Source organism: Brevibacillus parabrevis (genome assembly GCF_003710905.1).
In the GTDB taxonomy this organism is placed as follows: Bacteria; Bacillota; Bacilli; order Brevibacillales; family Brevibacillaceae; genus Brevibacillus; species Brevibacillus parabrevis.
Map to the genome: position 1 here is coordinate 414196 of NZ_RHHV01000006.1, position 21483 is coordinate 435678.

23 protein-coding genes are annotated in these 21483 nt (G+C 53.0%); all 23 read right to left on the minus strand.

What is annotated here, in order from left to right:
* Positions 1-96 precede the first annotated feature (96 nt).
* On the minus strand, positions 97-522 hold the full coding sequence (locus EDM60_RS08390) for a DUF2487 family protein (protein WP_122963563.1): 426 nt from the start codon (positions 520-522) through the stop codon (positions 97-99).
* 88 nt (positions 523-610) lie between these two features.
* On the minus strand, positions 611-826 hold the full coding sequence (locus tag EDM60_RS08395; protein WP_063226969.1) for an IDEAL domain-containing protein: 216 nt from the start codon (positions 824-826) through the stop codon (positions 611-613).
* Positions 827-835: 9 nt separating this feature from the next.
* A complete protein-coding gene (locus EDM60_RS08400) occupies positions 836-1954 on the minus strand; it encodes a hypothetical protein (protein WP_122963564.1) in 1119 nt (372 codons plus the stop codon).
* Between the two features lie 129 nt (positions 1955-2083).
* Positions 2084-3028 (minus strand): tetratricopeptide repeat protein, encoded by a 945-nt coding sequence (locus EDM60_RS08405; RefSeq protein ID WP_122963565.1) that lies wholly within the window; start codon positions 3026-3028, stop codon positions 2084-2086.
* 101 nt (positions 3029-3129) lie between these two features.
* The gene (locus EDM60_RS08410) at positions 3130-3780 is read right to left on the minus strand and encodes a zf-HC2 domain-containing protein (RefSeq protein ID WP_122963566.1); all 651 of its coding nucleotides are present in this window, start codon (positions 3778-3780) and stop codon (positions 3130-3132) included.
* Positions 3777-4367 (minus strand): RNA polymerase sigma factor, encoded by a 591-nt coding sequence (locus EDM60_RS08415; RefSeq protein WP_063226965.1) that lies wholly within the window; start codon positions 4365-4367, stop codon positions 3777-3779. Before EDM60_RS08415 ends, EDM60_RS08410 begins: the two co-directional genes overlap by 4 nt.
* A 146-nt stretch (positions 4368-4513) precedes the next feature.
* On the minus strand, positions 4514-5635 hold the full coding sequence (locus tag EDM60_RS08420; RefSeq protein WP_122963656.1) for an amidohydrolase family protein: 1122 nt from the start codon (positions 5633-5635) through the stop codon (positions 4514-4516).
* 388 nt (positions 5636-6023) lie between these two features.
* The gene (gene aroA / locus EDM60_RS08425) at positions 6024-7304 is read right to left on the minus strand and encodes a 3-phosphoshikimate 1-carboxyvinyltransferase (protein ID WP_122963567.1); all 1281 of its coding nucleotides are present in this window, start codon (positions 7302-7304) and stop codon (positions 6024-6026) included.
* Positions 7305-7385: 81 nt separating this feature from the next.
* Complete coding sequence (locus EDM60_RS08430; RefSeq protein ID WP_122963657.1) at positions 7386-8489, minus strand: prephenate dehydrogenase; 1104 nt, start codon at positions 8487-8489, stop codon at positions 7386-7388.
* A 70-nt stretch (positions 8490-8559) separates the two neighbouring features.
* The gene (hisC, locus tag EDM60_RS08435; RefSeq protein ID WP_122963568.1) at positions 8560-9654 is read right to left on the minus strand and encodes a histidinol-phosphate transaminase; all 1095 of its coding nucleotides are present in this window, start codon (positions 9652-9654) and stop codon (positions 8560-8562) included.
* 29 nt (positions 9655-9683) lie between these two features.
* On the minus strand, positions 9684-10502 hold the full coding sequence (gene trpA, locus EDM60_RS08440; protein ID WP_122963569.1) for a tryptophan synthase subunit alpha: 819 nt from the start codon (positions 10500-10502) through the stop codon (positions 9684-9686).
* Entirely contained in the window at positions 10502-11734 is a 1233-nt protein-coding gene (trpB, locus tag EDM60_RS08445; protein WP_122963570.1) for a tryptophan synthase subunit beta, read from the minus strand. Before trpB ends, trpA begins: the two co-directional genes overlap by 1 nt.
* Complete coding sequence (locus tag EDM60_RS08450) at positions 11694-12365, minus strand: phosphoribosylanthranilate isomerase (RefSeq protein WP_122963571.1); 672 nt, start codon at positions 12363-12365, stop codon at positions 11694-11696. The genes trpB and EDM60_RS08450 overlap by 41 nt, the downstream gene beginning before the upstream one ends.
* Complete coding sequence (gene trpC / locus EDM60_RS08455; protein WP_122963572.1) at positions 12362-13159, minus strand: indole-3-glycerol phosphate synthase TrpC; 798 nt, start codon at positions 13157-13159, stop codon at positions 12362-12364. The genes EDM60_RS08450 and trpC overlap by 4 nt, the downstream gene beginning before the upstream one ends.
* Positions 13149-14174: an anthranilate phosphoribosyltransferase gene (gene trpD, locus EDM60_RS08460; protein WP_122963573.1), complete on the minus strand. Its 1026-nt coding sequence runs from the start codon at positions 14172-14174 to the stop codon at positions 13149-13151. The genes trpC and trpD overlap by 11 nt, the downstream gene beginning before the upstream one ends.
* A complete protein-coding gene (trpE, locus tag EDM60_RS08465) occupies positions 14168-15682 on the minus strand; it encodes an anthranilate synthase component I (RefSeq protein ID WP_122963574.1) in 1515 nt (504 codons plus the stop codon). Before trpE ends, trpD begins: the two co-directional genes overlap by 7 nt.
* Before the next feature lie 283 nt (positions 15683-15965).
* A complete protein-coding gene (gene aroH / locus EDM60_RS08470; RefSeq protein ID WP_122963575.1) occupies positions 15966-16343 on the minus strand; it encodes a chorismate mutase in 378 nt (125 codons plus the stop codon).
* Entirely contained in the window at positions 16343-17446 is a 1104-nt protein-coding gene (aroB, locus tag EDM60_RS08475; RefSeq protein ID WP_122963576.1) for a 3-dehydroquinate synthase, read from the minus strand. The genes aroH and aroB overlap by 1 nt, the downstream gene beginning before the upstream one ends.
* Positions 17446-18609, minus strand: coding sequence for a chorismate synthase (aroC, locus tag EDM60_RS08480; RefSeq protein ID WP_122963577.1), 1164 nt, complete (start codon positions 18607-18609; stop codon positions 17446-17448). The genes aroB and aroC overlap by 1 nt, the downstream gene beginning before the upstream one ends.
* Before the next feature lie 203 nt (positions 18610-18812).
* Positions 18813-18980 carry a hypothetical protein gene (locus EDM60_RS28485; RefSeq protein WP_007785434.1) on the minus strand — a complete coding sequence of 56 codons (168 nt, stop codon included), beginning with the start codon at positions 18978-18980 and terminating at the stop codon, positions 18813-18815.
* A gap of 77 nt (positions 18981-19057) precedes the next feature.
* Complete coding sequence (locus EDM60_RS08485) at positions 19058-19831, minus strand: CheR family methyltransferase (RefSeq protein ID WP_122963578.1); 774 nt, start codon at positions 19829-19831, stop codon at positions 19058-19060.
* A gap of 130 nt (positions 19832-19961) precedes the next feature.
* Positions 19962-20405: a nucleoside-diphosphate kinase gene (gene ndk, locus EDM60_RS08490; RefSeq protein ID WP_063226951.1), complete on the minus strand. Its 444-nt coding sequence runs from the start codon at positions 20403-20405 to the stop codon at positions 19962-19964.
* 104 nt (positions 20406-20509) lie between these two features.
* On the minus strand, positions 20510-21475 hold the full coding sequence (locus tag EDM60_RS08495; protein ID WP_122963579.1) for a polyprenyl synthetase family protein: 966 nt from the start codon (positions 21473-21475) through the stop codon (positions 20510-20512).
* Positions 21476-21483: the final 8 nt, after the last annotated feature.

The following is a 21483-nucleotide window of genomic DNA, read 5'->3' on the forward strand; positions in this document are numbered from 1 at the left end:
AGCCAACCCCTGCCTGCTGATAGATTGTTGCCATTTTGTCAAAATTTGCTCCTTGTCCCTCCCGTTTTCCTGTAGTATTACCGGAAAACGCTTTCTCTATTGCGCCGTCTTTCGCTGCCACAGACGAATAATTTCGTGGACCAAAACATCCACAGTCACTTCAAAACGCAAGGCTGAGTCCAGATCTTCTTCTCCGACCGGAAGCATGAGACAGCCTTCCTGCCCCTGCTCGTCCAAGCGAATTTTGTCCTGCGAAAAATGCAATCCGACTGAAAAAGCGAAGTCTCGCGGCGTCTTCTGGCCTTGACTCGCTTCTGCAAACTGATAGCTGAGCGGAAACAGAAGAACTCGCCCCTTGAGCCGCTGTTCGATGCCTGCCGCTATATTCAGCAAATAGTTCATGCGCAGCACGTGTTCTTCTACCCCGATACCGTCCTTGTACAAATAAAGAGGGAGCAGCGCGGTATCCACATAGGGTCGCAGCTCCTCCCAATTTTCAAATTCGTTTACATTCCATTGCATAACGCCGTCTCCTCTTCTCGTGTAGATTCTGGAAACTAGCGTACCATGAATCGGCAAAGTCTCGCAACACAGCTTCCGGCCAAGGCAGCTACGCCTTTTCGTAAGCCATGATCTCTTTCAATTCGCCCGTCAGGCGGATGAACAGCTCTTTGTTTTTGGTAGCCAACGCCTCGTCAATTTCCTGGTACAGCGTCCGCTTGCGGTACTGCCGCATTTGCTCGTCGATTACCATCTCGGACAGCAACCCGGACACCATTTGATTGTTCGTTCCGTACGCGTTGGAATAGAAATTTGGCCACTCCATACCCATCCCTCACTTCAATAAAATAGTCGTTTCCGTAAAGCCGTTGTATTTTCGAAGCCAAGTCTGGCTCGCATAGGTGGCAGTGTACAACCACTGTTCATGCTCGTCTTGGCCGACTCGAAGCAATCCGAGATGCACCATCATTTTGCAGACTCGATTGATCAAAATATCTGCGGGTGCATCGTAGTAGAACTCTTTGATCCAGGGAACCAGCGTATGCAGCAGCGATTCCTGCCGCACCCAGCCGCCAGAGGCGATGAGCGGAATCAACTGGACAAGCATCGGCAAATTCGGGATCGCCCGCTTGTACAATCGCATCCAGAAGCGGATCACATCATGGTAAAGCTGATCGGAATACGGCTGTTCCAACCGCTCCCGTCCCGCCTCGGTAATGCCTACTCTCCCCTCCGCCTCCTCCATCCATTTGTTGTAGTAGCAGAAGTCGTAAAGCAAAGAGAAGCGATCCGGGTATACATCGAAGTGCAGTCCGTATCCAAAGCGCCATTTTTGCGGCAAAAGCGGCTCTTCCTTCACGTACAAAAATTGAAACAACTGCTGCTGATGCCGTTTGTACATGCCTCCCTCAGCCGTAAGCGGTACAGGCTCCTGCTGAAGGAATTGTAAAAATTGCATGATATCGTCGCAAAGAGCCGTTCCTTCGTCCCTGTACGCCTGCGGGCCGGGGATCACCAGATCGTTCTCCTCGCGCCACTGATCGAGCCAGGCTTGTATGAAAGGTTCTCGGATGTCCAACGGAATTTGATACTGCCCGACCGTTTTGCTTTTGGCAGGAAATATCCAGCCTCTTTTCATCGCCGCCGCGACAAATTGCCTTGCCGAATCCTGCTTTTTTTCTTTTGCTGCCAAAAGAGCCACGCCCGCTTTGGCGAGCAAATCCTCCAGCGACATGACGGTTCGCTTGTCGAGCAAAAGCTGCAGCAAAAAGTGTATTTCGGCTTGAGACAACTGCGCTACTTCCTGAGAGATTGTCAACCGGTGACGCAGACTGGACAAGAGAGAAGTGATCAATTCGTTTTTGGAATGAGGGTTGCATTCGCATCCGTAGTGGTTGGCAATCTGATGGAGCTGCCGGATATCGGTGTAGACCAAGATCTCAGCCAAGTTCATCTGTGCATCCCTTCTTTGCGATGGCTTTCTTGTATCCCTCATTCTTGCCAATAAGCGGAAAAATAAACAGGAAGCCACATGAGTGACTTCCTGTTCGTCGATTTTTTTATGCACTGAAGCTTTTTTTGCTTACTCTTCTTCTGTTTCGTGATCCCACTGATCGTGCAATTGCTGGTATTCTTTCGCTTCGTCGTATCGTCCCGCTTGCGTCAACAGCGCAATCAGTCGGCGAATTTGATCGAGGTCAAAGCCGGACAGCGTCACGTATTGCTTCAAGGCGTCGATAGCTTGCTCGGTTTTGCCCAGCGACAAGTAAATGTCTGCCGCCAGCGGGTACGAAGCCACGTACTCTTCGTCAATGGCTTGCAGCGTGGTTACCAGCTCCACCGCTTCCTCCAGTCGTCCCACGTGGAAAGCCATCAGTGTCGCTCCATACAGCACTTCCGGCGAGCGATCGAGCACAAGCGCCTGGCGGAATACTTGATACGCCTGCTCGAACTGCCCGTTTTGCGCCAACGAGCGTCCTTTGGTCAAGAGCAGCTCCAGACTTTCACTGCCCGCCTGCTCCAGAAGCTGCATCGCTACTTCATCTTCCCCGATGCGGAAATACAGGTTGCCGAGCGCAGCCAAAATGTCCTGATTGTCAGGCTCTTTTTGTCTGGCCTGCTCCAAATATTTGACAGCCACCTCGTCCAAATCTTGCAGCGCGTACAAATCTGCCAATAGCAAATCGAGCTGAATGCTGTCATAGCCCGATTCTTTGCACTCGTAGAGCAGATGCTGCGCCGTTTCAAAATCACTGGAATCAAGCGCGATTTCGGCAAGCAGCAATTGGCACTCTCTGCGCAAGGAAGGGTCCAGCTGCGGATTGTTTTCCAGAACCTCCGACAACAGTTTGCCTGCCACGTCCAAATGGCCCAGACGGTACCACACTTCCGCCAAATACATCATGACATCAGGCAAGTCAGCCCCGTGCTCCTGCACTTTTTGCAAGGCTGTCAAACCCAGTTCCACTTCGTCGTTCTCAATTCGCTTAATTGCCTCATCTATGACATACAGCCATTTTTTTGGCATCGTGCTCACCTCATATGTATTATGCTTAGGCCGTATTCTGGATGAATAGCCACAAAAGACCGTCCTAAGACGGTCTTTTCATTTCTCTTGATCATATACCATTATGCACGTGTAAGCCAGCTCATTGTCAATACGGTCATCAAAATCCCGAACACACTGAGCACAATCGGGTAGTTCGGCTTCGCTGAATCCGTTGCTGCCGGTTTTCCATCCAGCGGAACGATCGAGGCGGTCGCACTAGCCAGTGCATCACTTTGCGAAGTGAGCGGCTGTGCTTCTACCACGTATGTACCATCGTCTGTCTGCATGGAAGAGGAGATGACTTGCGCTTTTGGCGTGTTCATCGCCATCACTTCCCCGTTGATCACGAGGGAATTGGCTTGCTCGGTGGAAGTGGAATTGACATATAAAGTAAAAGTAAACAACAATAGCAACAAAACGGCTACACTTGCTCCCATGCGTCTCATTCTGGCTGTTACACTGAAAATTTTTCTGCCAATCGGGATCGCCCATTGCTCCTCGGACAAAATCCGGGCCATGACAGCATCAACAATGGAACGGGAAGGCGTAACGGAATGGTACTCTTCCTTGTCCATTTCCATCCACTCCCCGCTGTCCGACCAGATTTCATAGTCGGCACGACAGGCATAACACGATGCCATATGGTGATCAACACGGCGTTGGGTCACCTCTGACAACAGATTTTCGGCGTATTCAGGCAGAATTTCCTGAACTTCTTCACATTTCATCATCGATTCATCCCTTCAGCTTCATCCAATTGAGGGTCCAGGATGTAGGTTTCCAGCTGGCCTTTTATACTTTGGCGTGCCCGAAACAGCAAGGATTTCACGGAGCTGACGGTCAAATCGAGAATCGTGGCGATCTCTGTGTAATCCATTTGTTCGTACTCTCGCAAAATCAAGGCTGAGCGCTGCTTCTCCGGCAAGTTGTTAATAGCCAGTCTGACCATGCTCTCCCGCTCGTTGCGCAACAAAACCTGCTCGGGCAAAGTTTTGGGAGATGCCATCGGCACTTGCAGTGTATCATCGAGATACACGTCGGAGTTGCGGCTTTTGCGCAATTCGCTGAGTACAGAGTTACGGGCAATCGTATAGAGCCAAGTAGAGAAGGTTGCTTCTACATCACGGAAAGAATGAATGCTCTTATACGCCTTGTAAAACGTCTCCTGACAAATATCCTCAGCAATATGCTCCAGATGTGCCTGACGCAAAAGATGAGTGACAAATGAGAGGATCTTTTTTTCATATCGACGAATCAGTTCAGCATAGCATTCCAGATTACCTTCTTTAATTTCTCGGATAAGCTGGGAATCGGTCATGATCAGGATTACCTCCTTGCGATTCCGATCCCTCAGCGGCCTTTGTAACATTAGACTGCTGGGGATGTAAAAAGTTGCGCGACCTTACGATTCTTTTTCTCGTCAGACTGCGGGAATCCTTCACGAAAAAACCCCCATTTTTGGGGTTAAATGACATATGCGTAGGGCTTTGTGTCGAAAAGGCGTCTGCCCATCCCAACAGACGAGCTAAACTGCGCGTTTCGATACAACCATTTACCGTTCGACATAACAGATGTTGGAAGATGCATTTCGCTAAAATTGAGAATAGTGGAAAGATCATACTTTGTCAACCAGTTTTCCTTTTTCAGGAAGACAATATCAGCGTCTGCCCCTGGTGTCAAGCTCCCTTTTTGCGGATAAAGCCCGACTGCCTTGGCAACGTTTGTCGAAGCAAGTCTGACGAGTAGACAAAGCAACCTTTCCGGCGAATACCATCTCCGGCGATAATCAATGCGAACATCGTGAAGGGGAGCAGCGACTTGCCAACTGTCGTAAAAGTGCTGGTGCATGTGGCGAATGGCCCGGTCTGTCACTTCTGTTGGCAAACGAAAAATGTGCAAAAACGGATCGTGTTCTCTTGTTTCAAAGGCCACTGACGGATCAGCGATGACGGTACGCACCTTCCAGTATTTAGTAGCGTCCAGCCAAAGCTGCCGAATTTGATCACGCTGTTCTTTTTTTACGGACGCATCATTTTGTATGTGCAAATGCAGAATCGTTTGTTTAGACGTATGAAGTTGCAAAAGCGTTTCCCATTTTATTGTGGAAATTTCTTCTGGGCTGCGAACCGATACGTGAAAGGCCGCCAAGCCATGTTCACCGTATCTCGCCACCGTTTTCGCCTGTAGCTGGTCAGCCCCGATCCCGACATGCCAGACGTAATCCAGCGGACTGTTGAAATGGCGGGTTTGCTGGTATTCCATCTGCGGCTTGCTCATCCAGCTTTCGTGCAAAAACACGTCGGCGAAACTGGTGCAGCCGCTCCTGACAAATCCCTGCATCACTTCTATGTATGTGTGCCTATCTTTTATTTTATATAAAGATTGTGTCGGCAGTGCGACAAAGCCAGGCAAAAGATACATATCGGACGCGTCTACTTCGGCAAAAGCAGTCTCGCCTGTCGTCTTGGGCAAGGTGTCTTTGGCGATGCGGACGATCTTTCCTTCGTGCACCCACAAATCCGCTTCCTTGATTCCGTATGCAGTAACAACGGCTCCCCCTCGAATGACCATTCCTTGCTCCGACATGCTTGTCCCCTCCCGACCCTCGCATCGCACTGCGATTTGTACGAGCATATGCGCGGAAAAGGGAAAAAATGCAAAACGGCCATGGCCGTTTTGTTGACCGCAAGCGGTCACATCCCGTTTCATGAAAAACGTCTCGACGTTTTTCACAAAAAAAAGACCGCCGTTGATTGTAAGCGCATTCAAACGGCGGTAGCACATGTGTGCTTTTATAATATTGGATAGGAGTGGAGAGAAACCATACTGTATTTTTATAATAAACGGAATGTAAGCGCTTGTCAAATCATTTTTGCTAAAAAACGTCAGAGCAGTTCCTCCTCTTCTAGGCCCAATTGCTCATACAGAAAGGAGCCTGCTGTCTCGTCAACAGCAGGCTCTCTCTCCCGTTCCCTTATTGGCTGATGTTTTTCAGCAGTTCTTCAAAGCCCGGGAACGATACATTGATCGCTTCCTCGTTCTCAATCCCCGTCTCTCCTGTCGCAGCAAGACCAGCAATCGCCATCGCCATGCCGATACGGTGATCGCCCATGCTGTCGATCACCGCCCCTGTCAAGGCTGTCTGTCCTTCGATGATCATTCCGTCGTCCGTCGGCGTGACCCGGCCTCCGAATTTAGACAGCTGGCTCACGACCGTAGCGATCCGGTCGGTTTCTTTTACTTTCAGTTCTTCTGCATCACGAATGACCGTCTGTCCGATTGCCTGCGTAGCCATGACGGCAATGACCGGAATCTCGTCAATCAGTCGCGGAATGATATCCCCGCTGATTTCGATCCCGTGCAGCTGCGAATGGGTCACGAGCAGGTCGGCGACCGGCTCTTCGTTGACAATTCGCTCGTTTTGCAGCTCCAGGCTTCCGCCCATCGCTTTCACCACGTCGATGATGCCTGTACGGCTCGGGTTGATCCCGACATTTTCAATCAAAAGCGAACTGCCTGGCACTACCATGACCGCCGCGATCAAAAAGGCCGCAGAGGAAATGTCGCCCGGGACGGAAATAGCTCGTCCGGTCAGCTTTTGGCCGCCCTCTACAGACACCGTCAGCCCATCGCGAACGACAGAAACGCCAAACGCTTGCATCATCCGCTCCGTATGGTCACGGGACAAGTGCGGTTCGGTTACGCTGGTCACGCCTTCTGCTTGCAAGCCGGCGAGCAAAATCGCCGATTTGACTTGCGCGCTCGCGACCGGAGACTGGTACGCCATGCTTTGCAGCTTGCCGCCGCGAATGGACAAAGGGGTAAACTCCCCGTCTTTTCTGCCGTCAATTTTTGCCCCCATCTGGCGCAGCGGTCCGATGACACGGCGCATCGGTCTTTTGGCAATCGACTCGTCGCCTTCCATGACCGTATGAAACGGCTGTGTCGCCAAAATGCCGGACATCAGGCGAATCGTGGTACCGGAGTTGCCTACATCCAGATGCTGCATCGGCTCTTGCAAGCCGTACCAGCCTTTGCCTTGTACCGTTACTTTGTCACCCTGCTGCTCGATCTCGATGCCCATGCGGCGGAAGCAACTGATCGTACTGAGGCAATCCGCGCCAGGCAGGAAGCCTTCGATCGTCGTAACGCCTTCTGCCAAGGCTCCGAACATGACCGCACGGTGCGAAATGGATTTATCTCCCGGAACACGTACGGTTCCTGCTATTTTCTTTGCTGGACGAACTCGAAGCACAGTGCCACTCCCCTTTTTCTCTTCACCCGTTAGTCATACTGTGAAGCGTCTTCGTTGTAAAGCGTGTTTGCGCGACCAGGCTCATGTACGCCTGTATACATTGTAATCGAAAAAGCGGAGAAGTTCCTCCCCCTTTTCCATCTCCTCCTGGGAATGGAAGGTGATGCGCAGCGCACCGTATATATCTTCACGCGTCTCCCTGATTTGCAGGTTGGTGATGTTGATTTGCTTCGCACCGAGCAACGTCGTAATGCGCCCGATCTCCCCTGGATGGTCAGGAATGTCGATATACAAATCGTTCAAAGGCGGCAAAGCTCCTGTTTTGCGCTCAGGCAAACCGTCGCGGAAGTCGCGGGCTGTCTGGAAGAACCGCTCGATTCCATCCGGGTCGCCTTCTTCCACAAGCTCGACGACATCTTCCAAAGCTTTTGCCCAGTCTTTGGCGATCTTCACAATATGCTCGCGGTTTTGCAGCAATACGTCGCGCCACATGCGCGGATTGCTCGAAGCAATGCGGGTAATGTCACGGAAGCCGCCTGCGGCCAGACGCGCATGCCACGCGTTCTCTTCGTCGTATCCGGCGACCAGGTTGACCAGAGCAGATGCCAGGACATGCGGGAAATGGCTGACTGCTCCCACTACCTGATCGTGGGAATCCGCGTCCATCTGTACTACTTTTGCCCGCGTGAGGGAGAGAAGCTCGGTTAGACGCTCCACTTTTTCTGCTGCCGTGCCAGGGGCTGGCGTCAAAACGTAGTAGGCATTTTCCAACAGTCTGTCCGAAGCCGCCTCCACGCCTGATTTGTGCGATCCGGCCATCGGATGCCCGCCGATAAACGTCACATGCGGCGGAATGACTTCTACCGCCTGTCTGACAATGCCTGACTTGGTGCTCCCCACGTCTGTGACGATGACGTCTGGTTGCAGCTCCATGTCTTGCAACAAGCGCAGTGTAGCTACGATTTGCTCGACGGGGGCTGCGAGGAAAATGACATTGGCTTCGCGGACAGCCGTTTGCAAATCAGTCGTTCCAGCGTGAATCACTCCAAGTGTCAACGCTTTATCTAATGGTTCTTGTCGTACATCGTAACCGACAACACGGATATTGGGGTCACGTCGCATGGACAAAGCGATCGAACCGCCAATCAATCCGACACCGATTACAGTGATGGTTACTTTTTTCATCTCCACTTCCTGTCCTTCCTCATATGCGCGTAGACAAAGATGCCGGGGAACGCCCGGCATCTCGTGTCCGTTATTTCAATGCGCCAGTTACGATTTCTTTTAGCACAGACAAAATCTTTTCGTTCTGTTCTTTTGTTCCCACTGTAATCCGTTGATATCCAGGGAAGCCGAGCGCATTGCCCGAGCGAACGATGATTCCGTTCATCAAGAGCTTTTTGAATACTTCATCGGAATCCATTTTCAGGTCTACCAAAATGAAGTTGGTTTGCGTCGGGAAGTAGGAAAGTCCCCAATCGTCGAATGCGTCAGTCAATTGCTTCAAGCCTTCGCGGTTGCGGTCGCGGCAAGAGATGACAAACTCCTGATCGTGCAGGGCCGCGCGTGCTGCCACCTGACCAAGCGCTCCGGTATTGAACGGCTCGCGGACGTGCTCCAGAGCGGACACAAGCTCTTCGGAGGCGATGCCGTAGCCGATGCGCAGCGTTGCCAAGCCGTAAATCTTGGAGAACGTGCGCAAAATGATCAGGTTCGGATACTGGGACAGCATCGGAACGGTTTGCGGATACGCGGAATCAACGACATACTCGTAATAAGCCTCATCCATGACGACGAGAACGCTGCTCGGCACTTTTTGCAGGAACGCTTCCAGCTCTGTCGCCGTAACGATCGTGCCGGAAGGGTTGTTCGGATTACATACCCAGACGACTTTCGTCTGCTCGTTGATGGCAGCCGCCATCGCTTCCAGATCGTGCACGCCATCCTTGAGCGGAACCTCGATCAGCTCTGCCCCTTCGATAATCGCATTGGAGCGATATTGGGAGAACGTCGGCGTAGCCATGACGGTGTTCGTGCCTTCGCTCAGGAAAGCGCGAGAGATCATCAACAAGATTTCATCGGAACCATTTCCGAAGATCAGTTGACTAGGCTTCACACCGAGGGCATCTGCCAAGTCCCAGCGCAGGTTGAGGCTTGCGCCGTCCGGATAAAGAGCGAGATTGTCCAGTTGTTCCGCAATAGCTGCCTTTGCCTTTGGCGAGCAGCCATAAGGATTCTCGTTGGACGCCAGCTTGATCACTTCTGTCAAACCAAACTCCCGTTTGACGTCTTCAATGGGTTTCCCTGGCTGATATACCGGGGCATTGAGTATGCGTTGCTTCGGTTGCATCCACGTTCACTCCAGTCACATTTTTCCCACTATTGTAGCGCACTCGCCAACTGATGTACAAACGTTTTTATTTTTTCAACAGCATCTGGCATTCGTGCCGGATCTTTCAGTTCGTTCTCGTAGTTTTCAATCTGCTGCACAATCGCACTGCCCACGATTACCCCGTCCGCATGAGGAGCCACGGCCCGCACCTGCTCTGGTGTAGAAATGCCGAATCCGACAGCAGTCGGCGCACTCGTACTCGCCTTCACCCGTTGCAAAAAGTCTGCCAGATCCTCGCGCAAATCCGTCCTCGCCCCTGTCACGCCGAGCGACGAGACGCAATACAAAAAGCCTGTCGCCTGTTCGCCAATCGTTTGGATGCGCGCTTCGGAAGTCGGCGCGACCAGCGAAATGACATGAAGGCCGTTTTGCTTCGCCGCCGCAACGCAAGGGCCGTTTTCTTCAATCGGCAAATCGGGAATGACGACGCCATCTGCCCCGTGTGCCGCCATTTCCGCAAAAAACCGCTCGACTCCATATTGCAGCACCGGGTTGAAGTAGGAGAACAACACGATGCCCGCTTCTACTTTCGACTGGCGCAAACGGCTCACCAGTTGCAAAGCGTCTGCAATCGACACGCCGTTTTCCAGTGCGCGCTGGGAAGCTCGCTGAATGGTAGGGCCGTCTGCCAGCGGGTCAGAGTAAGGTATGCCCAGCTCAATCACATCGGCTCCGGCCTCCGCCATGGCGGTCACAAGCTGAAAAGTCGCTTCGATAGTTGGATCGCCCACCGTAATGAACGGGATAAAACGCTTGCGGCTGCGATCCGCAAACAAACGGTCGATTCGATTGGTAGCTGCCGTCATTACGCCTCGCCTCCTTCTGTCCGTTCTGCCAACGCTTCCTGAATGGTCAACACGTCTTTGTCTCCGCGCCCCGACAGGCAAATGACCAGCACTTGCTCAGGAGACATTTGCGGAGCGCGCTTGATCACTTCCGCAATCGCATGAGCGCTCTCCAGCGCGGGGATGATGCCTTCCGTCCGGCACAAAAGCTCGACTGCCGCCAGCGCCTCCGCATCTGTGACAGACGTATACGTCACTCTGTCCGTATCTTTCAAATACGCATGCTCGGGACCGACACCCGGATAATCCAGCCCGGCGGAGATGGAATGCGCTTCTTGCACCTGTCCATGCTCATCTTGCAGCAAGTAGGTAAGCGAGCCGTGAATCACTCCTGGACGTCCAAGCGTCAAGGTTGCCGCGTGTTTGTCCGTATCGATTCCTTTTCCCGCCGCTTCCACGCCGCGCAGCGCAACAGACTCATCCTGGATGAACGGATAGAACATGCCGATCGCATTGCTTCCGCCTCCTACGCACGCGACCACTTCGTCAGGCAATTTGCCGAGCTGTTCCAACACTTGACGCCGGGTTTCCTCTCCGATGATTTTCTGGAACTCGCGGACCATGTACGGATAAGGATGCGGGCCGACGACCGATCCGATGACGTAAAACGTTTCCTCTACGTGAGAAACCCAGTGGCGAATCGCTTCATTCGTCGCGTCTTTGAGTGTGCGCGAACCTGATACCGCCGGAATGACTTCCGCTCCGAGCAAGTTCATGCGAAACACGTTCAGCGACTGACGGCGAATGTCTTCCTCGCCCATGAATACTTTGCAGGAAAGCCCCAGCTTCGCTGCTACGGTAGCGCTCGCGACACCGTGCTGGCCCGCTCCTGTTTCCGCGATAATCGATTTTTTGCCCATCCGTTTTGCCAAAAGGGCTTGACCGAGCGCGTTGTTCAGTTTGTGCGCCCCGGTATGGTTGAGGTCTTCGCGCTTGAGGTAGATTTGCGCCCCGCCAAGCTCTTGCGTCAACCGTTCAGCGTACGTCAACGGCGTAGGACGCCCAGCGTATTTGCTCAGCAGCTCATTCAGCTCTGCTACGAACTGTGGATCACGTCGCGCTTCCTCAAAAGCAGTCTCCAGCTCGTACAAAGCGTTCATCAACGTTTCCGGGACGAATTTCCCTCCAAACGCTCCAAAACGTCCATTTTCGTCAGGCACGACCCGCGCGGTTGTCTGTGTATTGCTTGGCATGCGCCTTCACCCTCTCCACCAGTTTTTTTATCTTTTCTCCGTCTTTCTCTCCATCCGTTTCCACTCCGCTGGACACATCGATCACAGGGGCCTGATACGTTTCGAGCAGCTCTCCGACATTTTCGGCGTGAATGCCGCCCGCGATGATGCAATCAGCCGCTTGGCACGCAGCCTTCAACAGAGGAATCTGCTCCCACGAAAACTTTTTCCCGGTTCCCCCGGCTTGGGCAGGGTCATACGTATCGAACAAAAAGGCGCTTACGATCCCTTGATACGCTCCAATCGCCCGGGCTGCATCCTCTTCGCCGCCGACAGCCAGCGCTTTCCACACTTCCACGGAAAAACGTTCCCGCACTTGACGGCAAAATTCCGGCGTCTCCTGCCCGTGCAGCTGCACGGCAGCGAGCGGCACTTCCTGCAACACCTCCGCCAACTCGTCCAGCGTCGGGTTGACGAACACGCCTACCGCTGGCGGATGAGCCGGGACGGCTGCAAGCAGCTCTCCAGCCGTCCGTGCGTCGATCCTGCGCTTGCTCGAGGCAAAAACCAGGCCCACGTAGTCGACATCCAGCTCTTTCAAAAGCGCAAGCGTTTCCGGGCGTTTGATCCCGCAAATTTTTAATCGGGTCACAAACTCACCCCCGCTTTCGCTCCAACCAGCTCGATCACCGCTTGCGCTACGTCTGGCTGACGCATGAAATGCTCTCCCACCAAAACGGCGCGCGCACCTGCTCTCCTTACCTTCTCGACATCCTCCGCTTTGGAAATGCCGCTTTCGCTCACGACTGTCAACGAAGCAGGCAGTCCGCCAATCAGTTCGTCTGTCACAGCGAGATTCGTCTCGAATGTGCGCAAATTCCGGTTGTTGATTCCGAGCAGCTTCGGTTCGATCGCCCGGAATACGCGGTCGCATTCCGGCTTGTCATGCACTTCGACAAGTACGTCCATCCCCAGCTCTTCTGCGGTTTGATACAAATGCCGCAGTTGCTCGTGATCGAGAATCGCCGCGATGAGCAAAATGCAATCCGCGCCCGCTGCCCGCGCTTCCACGACCTGGATGTCCTCGATGAGAAAATCTTTGCGCAGGAGCGGACGGTTTACCACTTCGCGGATGCCTTGCAAATAAGCCAAACTTCCTTGGAAAAATGTCTCGTCGGTCAAGACGGACAAGCATTCCGCTTCGGCAGCTTGATACGCCTGCGCGATTTGCAGCGGATCAAAATCCGGGCGAATCAGCCCTTTGGACGGAGACGCCTTCTTCACTTCTGCGATGACGCTGACTGGACGGGAACTTTGCACAAGCGCTTGATGGAAGCCGCGCGGACGATCCTGGTTTTTCGCTTGCTCAAGCAAGTTTGCGATCGTCGTCACTTGTTTCAGGTGAGCAATTTCTCCGCGTTTCTTTTCCACAATGTTAAGAAGCATGAATCATTCCTCCTGCAATTTGCCGGATGTGCTCCAGCTTGCGCATGACCAGTCCGTCGTCGATCAGCTCTGCCGCCCGAATCACTCCTGCCTCAATGGAACGCACGCGATCAGACAAGTAGAGGATCGCTCCTGCATTCAACAGCACGATGTCGCGTGCCGCACCGCGCTTGCCAGCGAATACATCGCGAATGATCTCGGCATTTTCGCTCGAATCCCCGCCGCGCAGCGCCTCTTTGTCATGTCGGCGCAATCCGAACTGCTTGGGATCGATCTCGTACGTGCGAATCTGGCCATCTCGCAGTTCAGCGATCTGGCTCGTTCCCGTCACGGTCAGCTCATCGAGTCCGTCCGAGCCTGCCACAACCAGCGCCCGCTCTACGTGCAGCTCTCGCAGTACAGCCGCAACCGTCGGGAGCAGCTTCGCATCGTAGACGCCCATGAGTTGGTGACTGGCGTTTGCCGGGTTGGTCAGAGGGCCGAGCAAATTAAACACGGTGCGTACAGCCAGCTCCTTGCGCGGTCCGGCTGCATGCTTCATCGCCTGATGGTACAGCGGGGCAAACAGGAAGCACAGATTGGTAGCACGCAAGCAATCCGCAGCCTCTTTTGGCGACAGGTTGACTGGGACTCCCAGCGCTTCCAGCACATCCGCACTGCCGCTCTTGCTCGATACGGCACGATTGCCGTGCTTGGCGATCCGCACGCCGTCGCTTGCCGCCACAATCGCACTCGCCGTCGAGATGTTGAACGTGTTGCTGCCGTCTCCTCCGGTGCCGCACGTATCGACCAAACCGGGATGATCGATCGGAAAACGCATCGCTCGTGCCCGCATCGCCTGGGCAAACCCGATAATTTCCTCAACCTGCTCTCCCTTGAGCCGCATGCTGGCCAAAAAGGCGCCGATCTGGGCAGGAGTCGCTTTGCCGTCCATGATCTCTCCCATTGCTTCCTCAGCGATTGCTCGTGTCAAATCGCTTCCTTGCAAAATTTGTTCCAGTGCATAGGTCAGCATAGCAATTCCTCCTTGCGCGCAAATAGCTGTTCTGCTTTTTCCAGAGCCGAAATCATCGCGGCCGCCTTGTTTACCGTTTCCTGATATTCGCTTGCCGGAATGGAATCCGCCACGATGCCTGCGCCAGCCTGCACATGCGCGTATCCATCCTGGAAGAACAAAGTGCGAATCGTAATGCAGCTGTCGAGCGAGCCGTCAAAGGAAATGTAGCCGATCGCTCCCGCATACAAATGGCGCTCATCCTGTTCCAGCTCGGCTATGATTTCCATCGCCCGCAGCTTCGGCGAGCCTGAGACAGTTCCCGCAGGAAAGGCGCTCAACAGGGCGTCAAACGCGTGCAGTCCCTCGCGCAGCTTGCCTGTCACATGCGATACCATGTGCATCACATGCGAGTAATTTTCGATGACGAGCGCCTCCTCCACTTGCACGCTTCCGTACGCGGAGACTTTGCCGACGTCATTTCGGCCCAAATCGAGCAGCATGTAATGTTCGGCCCGCTCTTTTTTGTCTGCCAAAAGGTCTGCGGCCAGCTCCTCGTCCTCTTGCGGTGTCGCGCCTCTTTTTCTCGTCCCGGCAATCGGGCGCATCTCGACTTTTTCATCCTCCACCCGCACGAGCAGCTCAGGAGATGTTCCGACCACCGTCTCGCCTGCGTATTCGAGGTAGTACATGTACGGAGAAGGATTCAGCGTACGCAGCAGCCGGTACACGGCAAACGGGTCGACATCGGTCTTCACGGAAAAGCGTTGGGAGAGCACGACCTGAAAAATGTCTCCTGCGGCGATGTACTCTTTCGCCTGTTCGACCATGCGCTCGTATTGCTCGCGGCTCATGTTTGGCTCGACCTGCAGCGGTTTGGGCGAATCGACTGCCACTTGAATCCGGCTGTCCTGTTCCAACGGAGCGGTGACTTTTTCCGCCAATTGCTCCAGCCGTTCGCAGACTAGCCTGTATTTTTCGTCAATAATGGCTGGCGAATCTCCTGGCTCGACGTGCAAATTCACGATCAACTGAATTTCTTGTTTCAGGTGATCGAACGCGATCATCTCGTCGACGAACAGAAAACGCATGTCAGGAGCTTGAACCGCTTCCTTGCGATGGGCCGGGAGGTTTTCAAAATAGCGCAGCGTATTGTAGCCAAAAAAGCCGACCGCTCCGCCGCTAAGCCGGGGAAAGCCCGGCAGCTTGGGGCTTTTGAAGCGATCTGTCTCCTCGCGCAAAAAGTCGACGGGGTTGCCTGTCATCGCTTTGCGCTCACCGCTTCTCGACACAACGGAGATGTCTGCTCCTTTTGCTTCCACGATCTGAAAAGGGTTCATCCCGATGAAGGAAAAGCGTGCCCAGCGCGCGCCGCCTTCTACGCTTTCCAGCAAAAACGAATCGCTGGTGCGAATCTTCTGATACAAACGGATAGGAGTCTCCTGATCAGCCAGAAGTTTCAAGCTCACAGGAATCAGGGAATACGACGCCGAAAGGGTCTTGACCTCGGCAAGGGAGGGAAAATACATGGAACTCTCATCTCCTTTTTAGTGGGAGCGAAAAGGACGAAGACACCCGTCTTTTCACCACCCGCTGTCTAGAGCGAGAGGTAGGGGGAGAAAAAAATATACAAAAAAATCCAGCAAAAAGAACTGGATCGGGTAGATAAATATGTACCCAGCCTGCTCTTCTCTCCTCAACCTAACTCATCTCTACTCTGCTCTACTCATTCTCATCTCAGCCGGAATTGGCTCTTCACGAACAAACGAGGCGCTCTCGTTTCACTTATGGTAAAAGAGAGCGCCCTGATTGTCAACTGCGATTTGTCAAATCAGGTCGAAGCTTTACAGCATCCCGCAAGAAGACGTGTTGAATCTCTTTTGCCGATTTCTCTGTGTTGACATGCATCATGACACGTATACAGAGCGGCAAGCTGCCTGGTACAGGAATTTCGCGTGCGCACATCAGGGGAACATACTGCCACGCTTCCCCTTCAAGAAGACGTGCCGCCTGGGCGGGAAATGTCGCACACAAATCCTCTGTCGTCGTGATGATAATGCTGCCAATCTCTTCAGGATTCACTTCATTGCGCGTAACCATTTCTTCCAGCAGCCACTTGGTGGAAGAGACAATCTCGTCTCGCGTATCGGCTTCCACCGTGACTGCGCCTCTAATTCCTCGCATTCCCATTACAAAGCCCCCGCTTCTTCACTCATTACTGTCAGGATGAGCTGTTCGTCTACATTTTTCACAATCTCCGCCTGCCCGATTGCGCTAGGCAATACGAGGGCAAGCTTGCCGCCAACGGTCTTCTTGTCCCGCTTCATCGCATCGAGTACATCTTGCGGCAGCAGTCCTTTTGGCCAAGCCGTAGGCAAATGGTACAAACCAATCAAGTGCTTCGTGCGGTCGTACACACCGTTTGGCGCAAGACCGATTCGCTCTGCTAGTTTGGCAGCCAGACACATCCCGATTGAAATCGCTTCGCCGTGATTCAGCGTGGAGTAAGCTGACAACGCTTCAAACGCATGCCCGAACGTATGCCCCAAATTCAATAGCGCCCGCGGGCCCTGCTCCGTCTCGTCAGCAGAGACAATCGCAGCCTTCACTGCGCAGCCTTTTTCAATCGCTTTCCCTAACAATTCTGAATCAAGCTCCCACAGGCTTGCGGCGTTCTCCTCCAGCCAATCTGCAAAGGAAGCATCGGAAATAAGGGCGTGCTTGATTACCTCGGCAAAGCCGGCAGCCACTTCACGCTTGGGCAAAGTGTGCAGCACTTTTGTGTCATAGATCACGACGCGAGGCTGATGAAAAGCGCCGATCAAGTTTTTCCCCAATGGGTGATTGATCGCCACTTTCCCTCCGACCGAGCTGTCGTGGGCAAGCAAAGTAGTCGGCAGCTGGACAAAATGAATGCCGCGCATAAACGTAGCCGCCACGAAGCCAGCCAAATCTCCCACGACTCCGCCGCCCAATGCGAGAATCGCAGATTGGCGATCCAATCCCGCTTGAATCGCTTCGGTCATCAGCCGTTCATAGACTGGAAGACTTTTCGATTGCTCGCCCGCTTCCACTACGCTCGCTGTCGCGTTGTATCCGGCAGCGCGCAGAGCATCACGCAGCGGCTCTAAGTAACGAACCGCCACGTGCTCATCTGTTATAATCATGAGTTTGCTTGTGGAGACAACCCCCGCCTCCGCAAGCAAACCAGGCACCCGCTGCAATAGAGAATCACCGATCACAATCTCGTAGGAACGCTCTCCCAGCTCTACTGTCAGTCTGTTGGTATCCATTAGAATTTCTCCGTGTACGCGCGGTATTCACGCACGTTTTCAATCATGTCGTCCATGGAATCGCTCGGGAATTTTTCGCACATCGCTTGGGCGATTTCCCATGCCACCACAGCTTCTGCCACGACACTCGCTGCCGGAACCGCGCAGCTGTCGGAACGCTCGATGCTGGCCGAGAACGGCTCTCTGGAGTCGATATCGACGCTCATCAGCGGCTTGTACAGCGTCGGGATCGGCTTCATCACGCCTCTGACAACGACAGGCATGCCTGTGGTCATGCCGCCTTCCAGTCCGCCTGCCCGGTTTGTTTTGCGACTGTAGCCTGTTTCCTCGTTCCAAACGATCTCGTCATGAACTTGGGAGCCTTTCAAATCCGCAGCTTCAAACCCGATTCCGATCTCCACGCCTTTGAAGGCTTGAATGCTCATGATCGCCTGAGCGAGTCGTCCGTCCAGCTTGCGGTCCCATTGCACGTGGCTGCCCAAGCCGATCGGCACGCCTTCCACGATGACTTCAACCACGCCGCCGAGAGAATCCCCGTCTTCTTTGGCCTTGTCGATCGCTGCCATCATAAGCGGCTCCGCTTCTTTGTCCAGGCAACGGACAGGTGATTCTTCCGTGCGGGCGATCAGCTCTTCCAGGCTGACTTCCTGGCGTTTTGCCACGACATCGTTGATCTGCAACACTTGTCCGCCGATCTGGATGCCAAAAGCGGCGAGCAATTGACGCGCTACGGCGCCGACCGCAACACGCACAGTTGTTTCGCGGGCGCTGGAACGTTCCAGAATATTTCGCATATCCCGTTGATGATATTTAATCGCACCGTTCAAATCAGCATGGCCTGGGCGCGGGCGAGACACGCGGCGTTTTTCCTCTGCGCCCTCTTCTACCGGCTCGGCACTCATGATCGTCTGCCAGTGCGTCCAATCCTTATTTTCAACAACCAGCGTGATCGGCGCTCCTGTCGTATACCCGTGGCGCACGCCAGACAAAATTTTCACCTGGTCCTTTTCAATTTGCATTCTCCGGCCCCGCCCGTGACCTTTTTGGCGGCGCGCCAGCTGTTCGTTGATTGCCTCAATGGAAATCGGCAAGTTGCTTGGGATTCCCTCGATGATCGCTGTAAGCTGCGGTCCGTGGGACTCCCCCGCTGTCAAGTAACGCATCTCTTCCTTCCTCCATCCTCCAGGCAGCTCATGTCCCCAGTTCCTTCCGGTTCGGGTCGCTGTCCTTTATCACTTTTAAGCGCTATAATATCATACCTGTCTCGCTCTGGAAACACAAAAAGTACAATCCTACGCGAAAACCTTTCGCTTGAAGAAAAAACGCCCCTCCAATGGAGAAGCGCTTCGCTTGCAGATGGCGCTGACTAGAAAGGATCGACCATCAAAAATGGATTGGGGCTCAGCGGCCTTCTGGAATGATCCACACGTATCAAATCATCCAGCTGAGTTTTTTCAGCCCCAAGTATTTGTCCGCATTCTTGCAACGTAATCAAACCCCGACGGTATGCTTCGATGACCTTGTGCTTATCCATCTGCTGCCTCCCTTGGCAAAGTAAGTATTCCTAGTCTTGGGAAAAAGGAGCAGAGTTATACACACGGCCATAGAGAATCATCCCATTTTTCGGTAAAAGAATGTGTCTTCCGTCTCCAGCTGGTATTGCTGCGGCTGGAAGATTTGCTCCGTGCTGCCGACAAACAGCACGCCGCCCGGTTTGAGCGCCCGGCTGAATTTGTGGTACAGCTCGTGCTTGGCTTCCTCTGTAAAATAGATCATCACATTGCGGCAAATGATCAAATCGAACTGGGTATCAAACGTATCCGCCAGCAAGTTATGCTTTTTGAACGTGACACGCTTTTTCACCTCTTCGGAAATCCGGTAGCTGAGCGTGTCTTTGACGAAGTATTTGTCCACAAGCTCTTTCGGACAATCTTGCAAGGAACGGTCTGTATACACGCCTTGCTTTGCCTTGGACAAAGCGCCCTCATCGATATCCGATGCCAGCACGGTAGCATCCAGACGCTTGCGCAGCAAAATCAGGGAGAGCGTGTACGGTTCTTCGCCAGTGGAGCAAGCCGCGCTCCAGCACTTGACACGCGACGATTGCTTGGCAAGCCGCGGCAAAATTTTGTTCTCCAGCACCTCCCAACGACCTGGGTTGCGGAAAAACTCGGAGACGTTGATCGTCATCCGATCGAGAAACTCGTAAAAAAGCTCCTTGTCCTTTGCAATCGCATCAAAATATTGGACAAACGTGCCGTAGCCCCGCTTTTGCCGCAACGAAGTCAGGCGCCGCTTCATCTGTGCTTCCTTGTAGAGGGCAAGATCAATTCCGGTCATTTTTTTAACGCTTGCAATAAATTGGAGAAAGTCTTTATCTTCCATTCAGAATCGTACCCCCTTTCATACCTGTTGTTCATCATTTCGCTATCGTTCGCCAAATTCCTATCCATTTCGCGGGAGTTTTTGACGAAAAAAAGAAAAAACCCCAAAAAGGGGTTTTTGTGGTGATATCTTAGATCCAGCGTTGGATTGTTTTCTCGAAGGAGAGAACTTCTTCAGCGGAGAACCAGAGACCGATTTCACGCTCAGCGCTTTCTGGGGAATCGGAACCGTGGATGATGTTCATGCCAACGGAAGTAGCGAAATCGCCACGGATTGTGCCGGAAGCTGCATCTACCGGGTTTGTTTTGCCCATCATAGCACGAGCTGTGGAGATCACGTTGTTACCTTGCCATACCATAGCGAATACAGGACCGGAAGTGATGAAGTCAACCAGTTCGCCGAAGAATGGGCGCTCTTTGTGCTCAGCATAATGTTCTTCAGCCAGTTCGCGGCTTACAGTCATCAGCTTAGCGCCAACGAGTTGGTAGCCTTTTTTCTCGAAACGGGATACGATTTCTCCGATCAGGTTACGTTGTACGCCGTCAGGTTTTACCATAAGGAATGTTTTTTCCATTGTAAGTATGCCTCCATCAAAGCTATGTATTGGTGTATACAACACCAACGAAAATTTTATCAAAACTGGGGTGGTCAAGCAACAGTCAGACCGTTAAAATCTCATTAAAATTTGCGATCGACGATAAAATTAGCAATTCCTGTCAACGATGTTTTTGCCTGCGTATTGGGCAAATCGCTTATAATGGCATGCGCGCGGGCAATATAGCGCTCGGCCAGCCGCTGGGAAAATGCGATTCCTTCGTCAGCCCGCACCAGGCGAATCGCTTCGTCCGTGTGCTCCCAAAACGTATTTTCCTTGATCCACTCCTGGAACTGTCCGCTCGCCTTGCCATGAAAAGCGGTGTAAAGGGCTGGCAGCGTGATGTTTCCATGCAAAAGGTCGCTCCCCGCCGGTTTTCCCAACTGCTTCTCCGTTCCGGTGAAATCGAGAATGTCATCGGTAATTTGAAAAGCCATCCCCACGTTGTACCCGTACCAGTACATTTTGCGTACCAGCTCTTCAGTAGCACCGCTGGCAACGGCACCCAACTGACAGCTGATCGCAATGAGCAGCGCCGTTTTCCGCTTGATTCTGCGCAAATACGTCCGGAAGTTTTGATCCCAGTTGTTCAAATCCTTGACTTGCTCGATCTCGCCTTTGCACACCTCGACAATCGCTCTGGACAAAATCTGGTGCAGCTTCGGATTCGGCAATTGGGAAGCGACTGCAAGCGCACGGGCGAAAATGTAATCGCCTGCGTACATCGCCACCTTGTTGTCCCATTTCATGCGCACCGTGTCTTTGCCCCGTCGCTTGTCGGCGTCATCAATGACGTCGTCGTGCACCAGCGAAGCCATATGAATCAGCTCAAGCGGCACAGCTACGTGCTTCAATACTTTTACATCGTACTTGCCCCATTTGCCTCCGAGCAGCACAAAAACCGGACGAATGCGCTTTCCCCCAGCTTTAAGCAAATGAGTCGAGGACTGATACAGTTCCCGCACATCCGTATCAATCGATTTTTCCAGCTCATCTTCAATGTACTGGACATCCTTTTTCATCTTGAAGTAAATATCGACTAGGTTCATCCGTTATC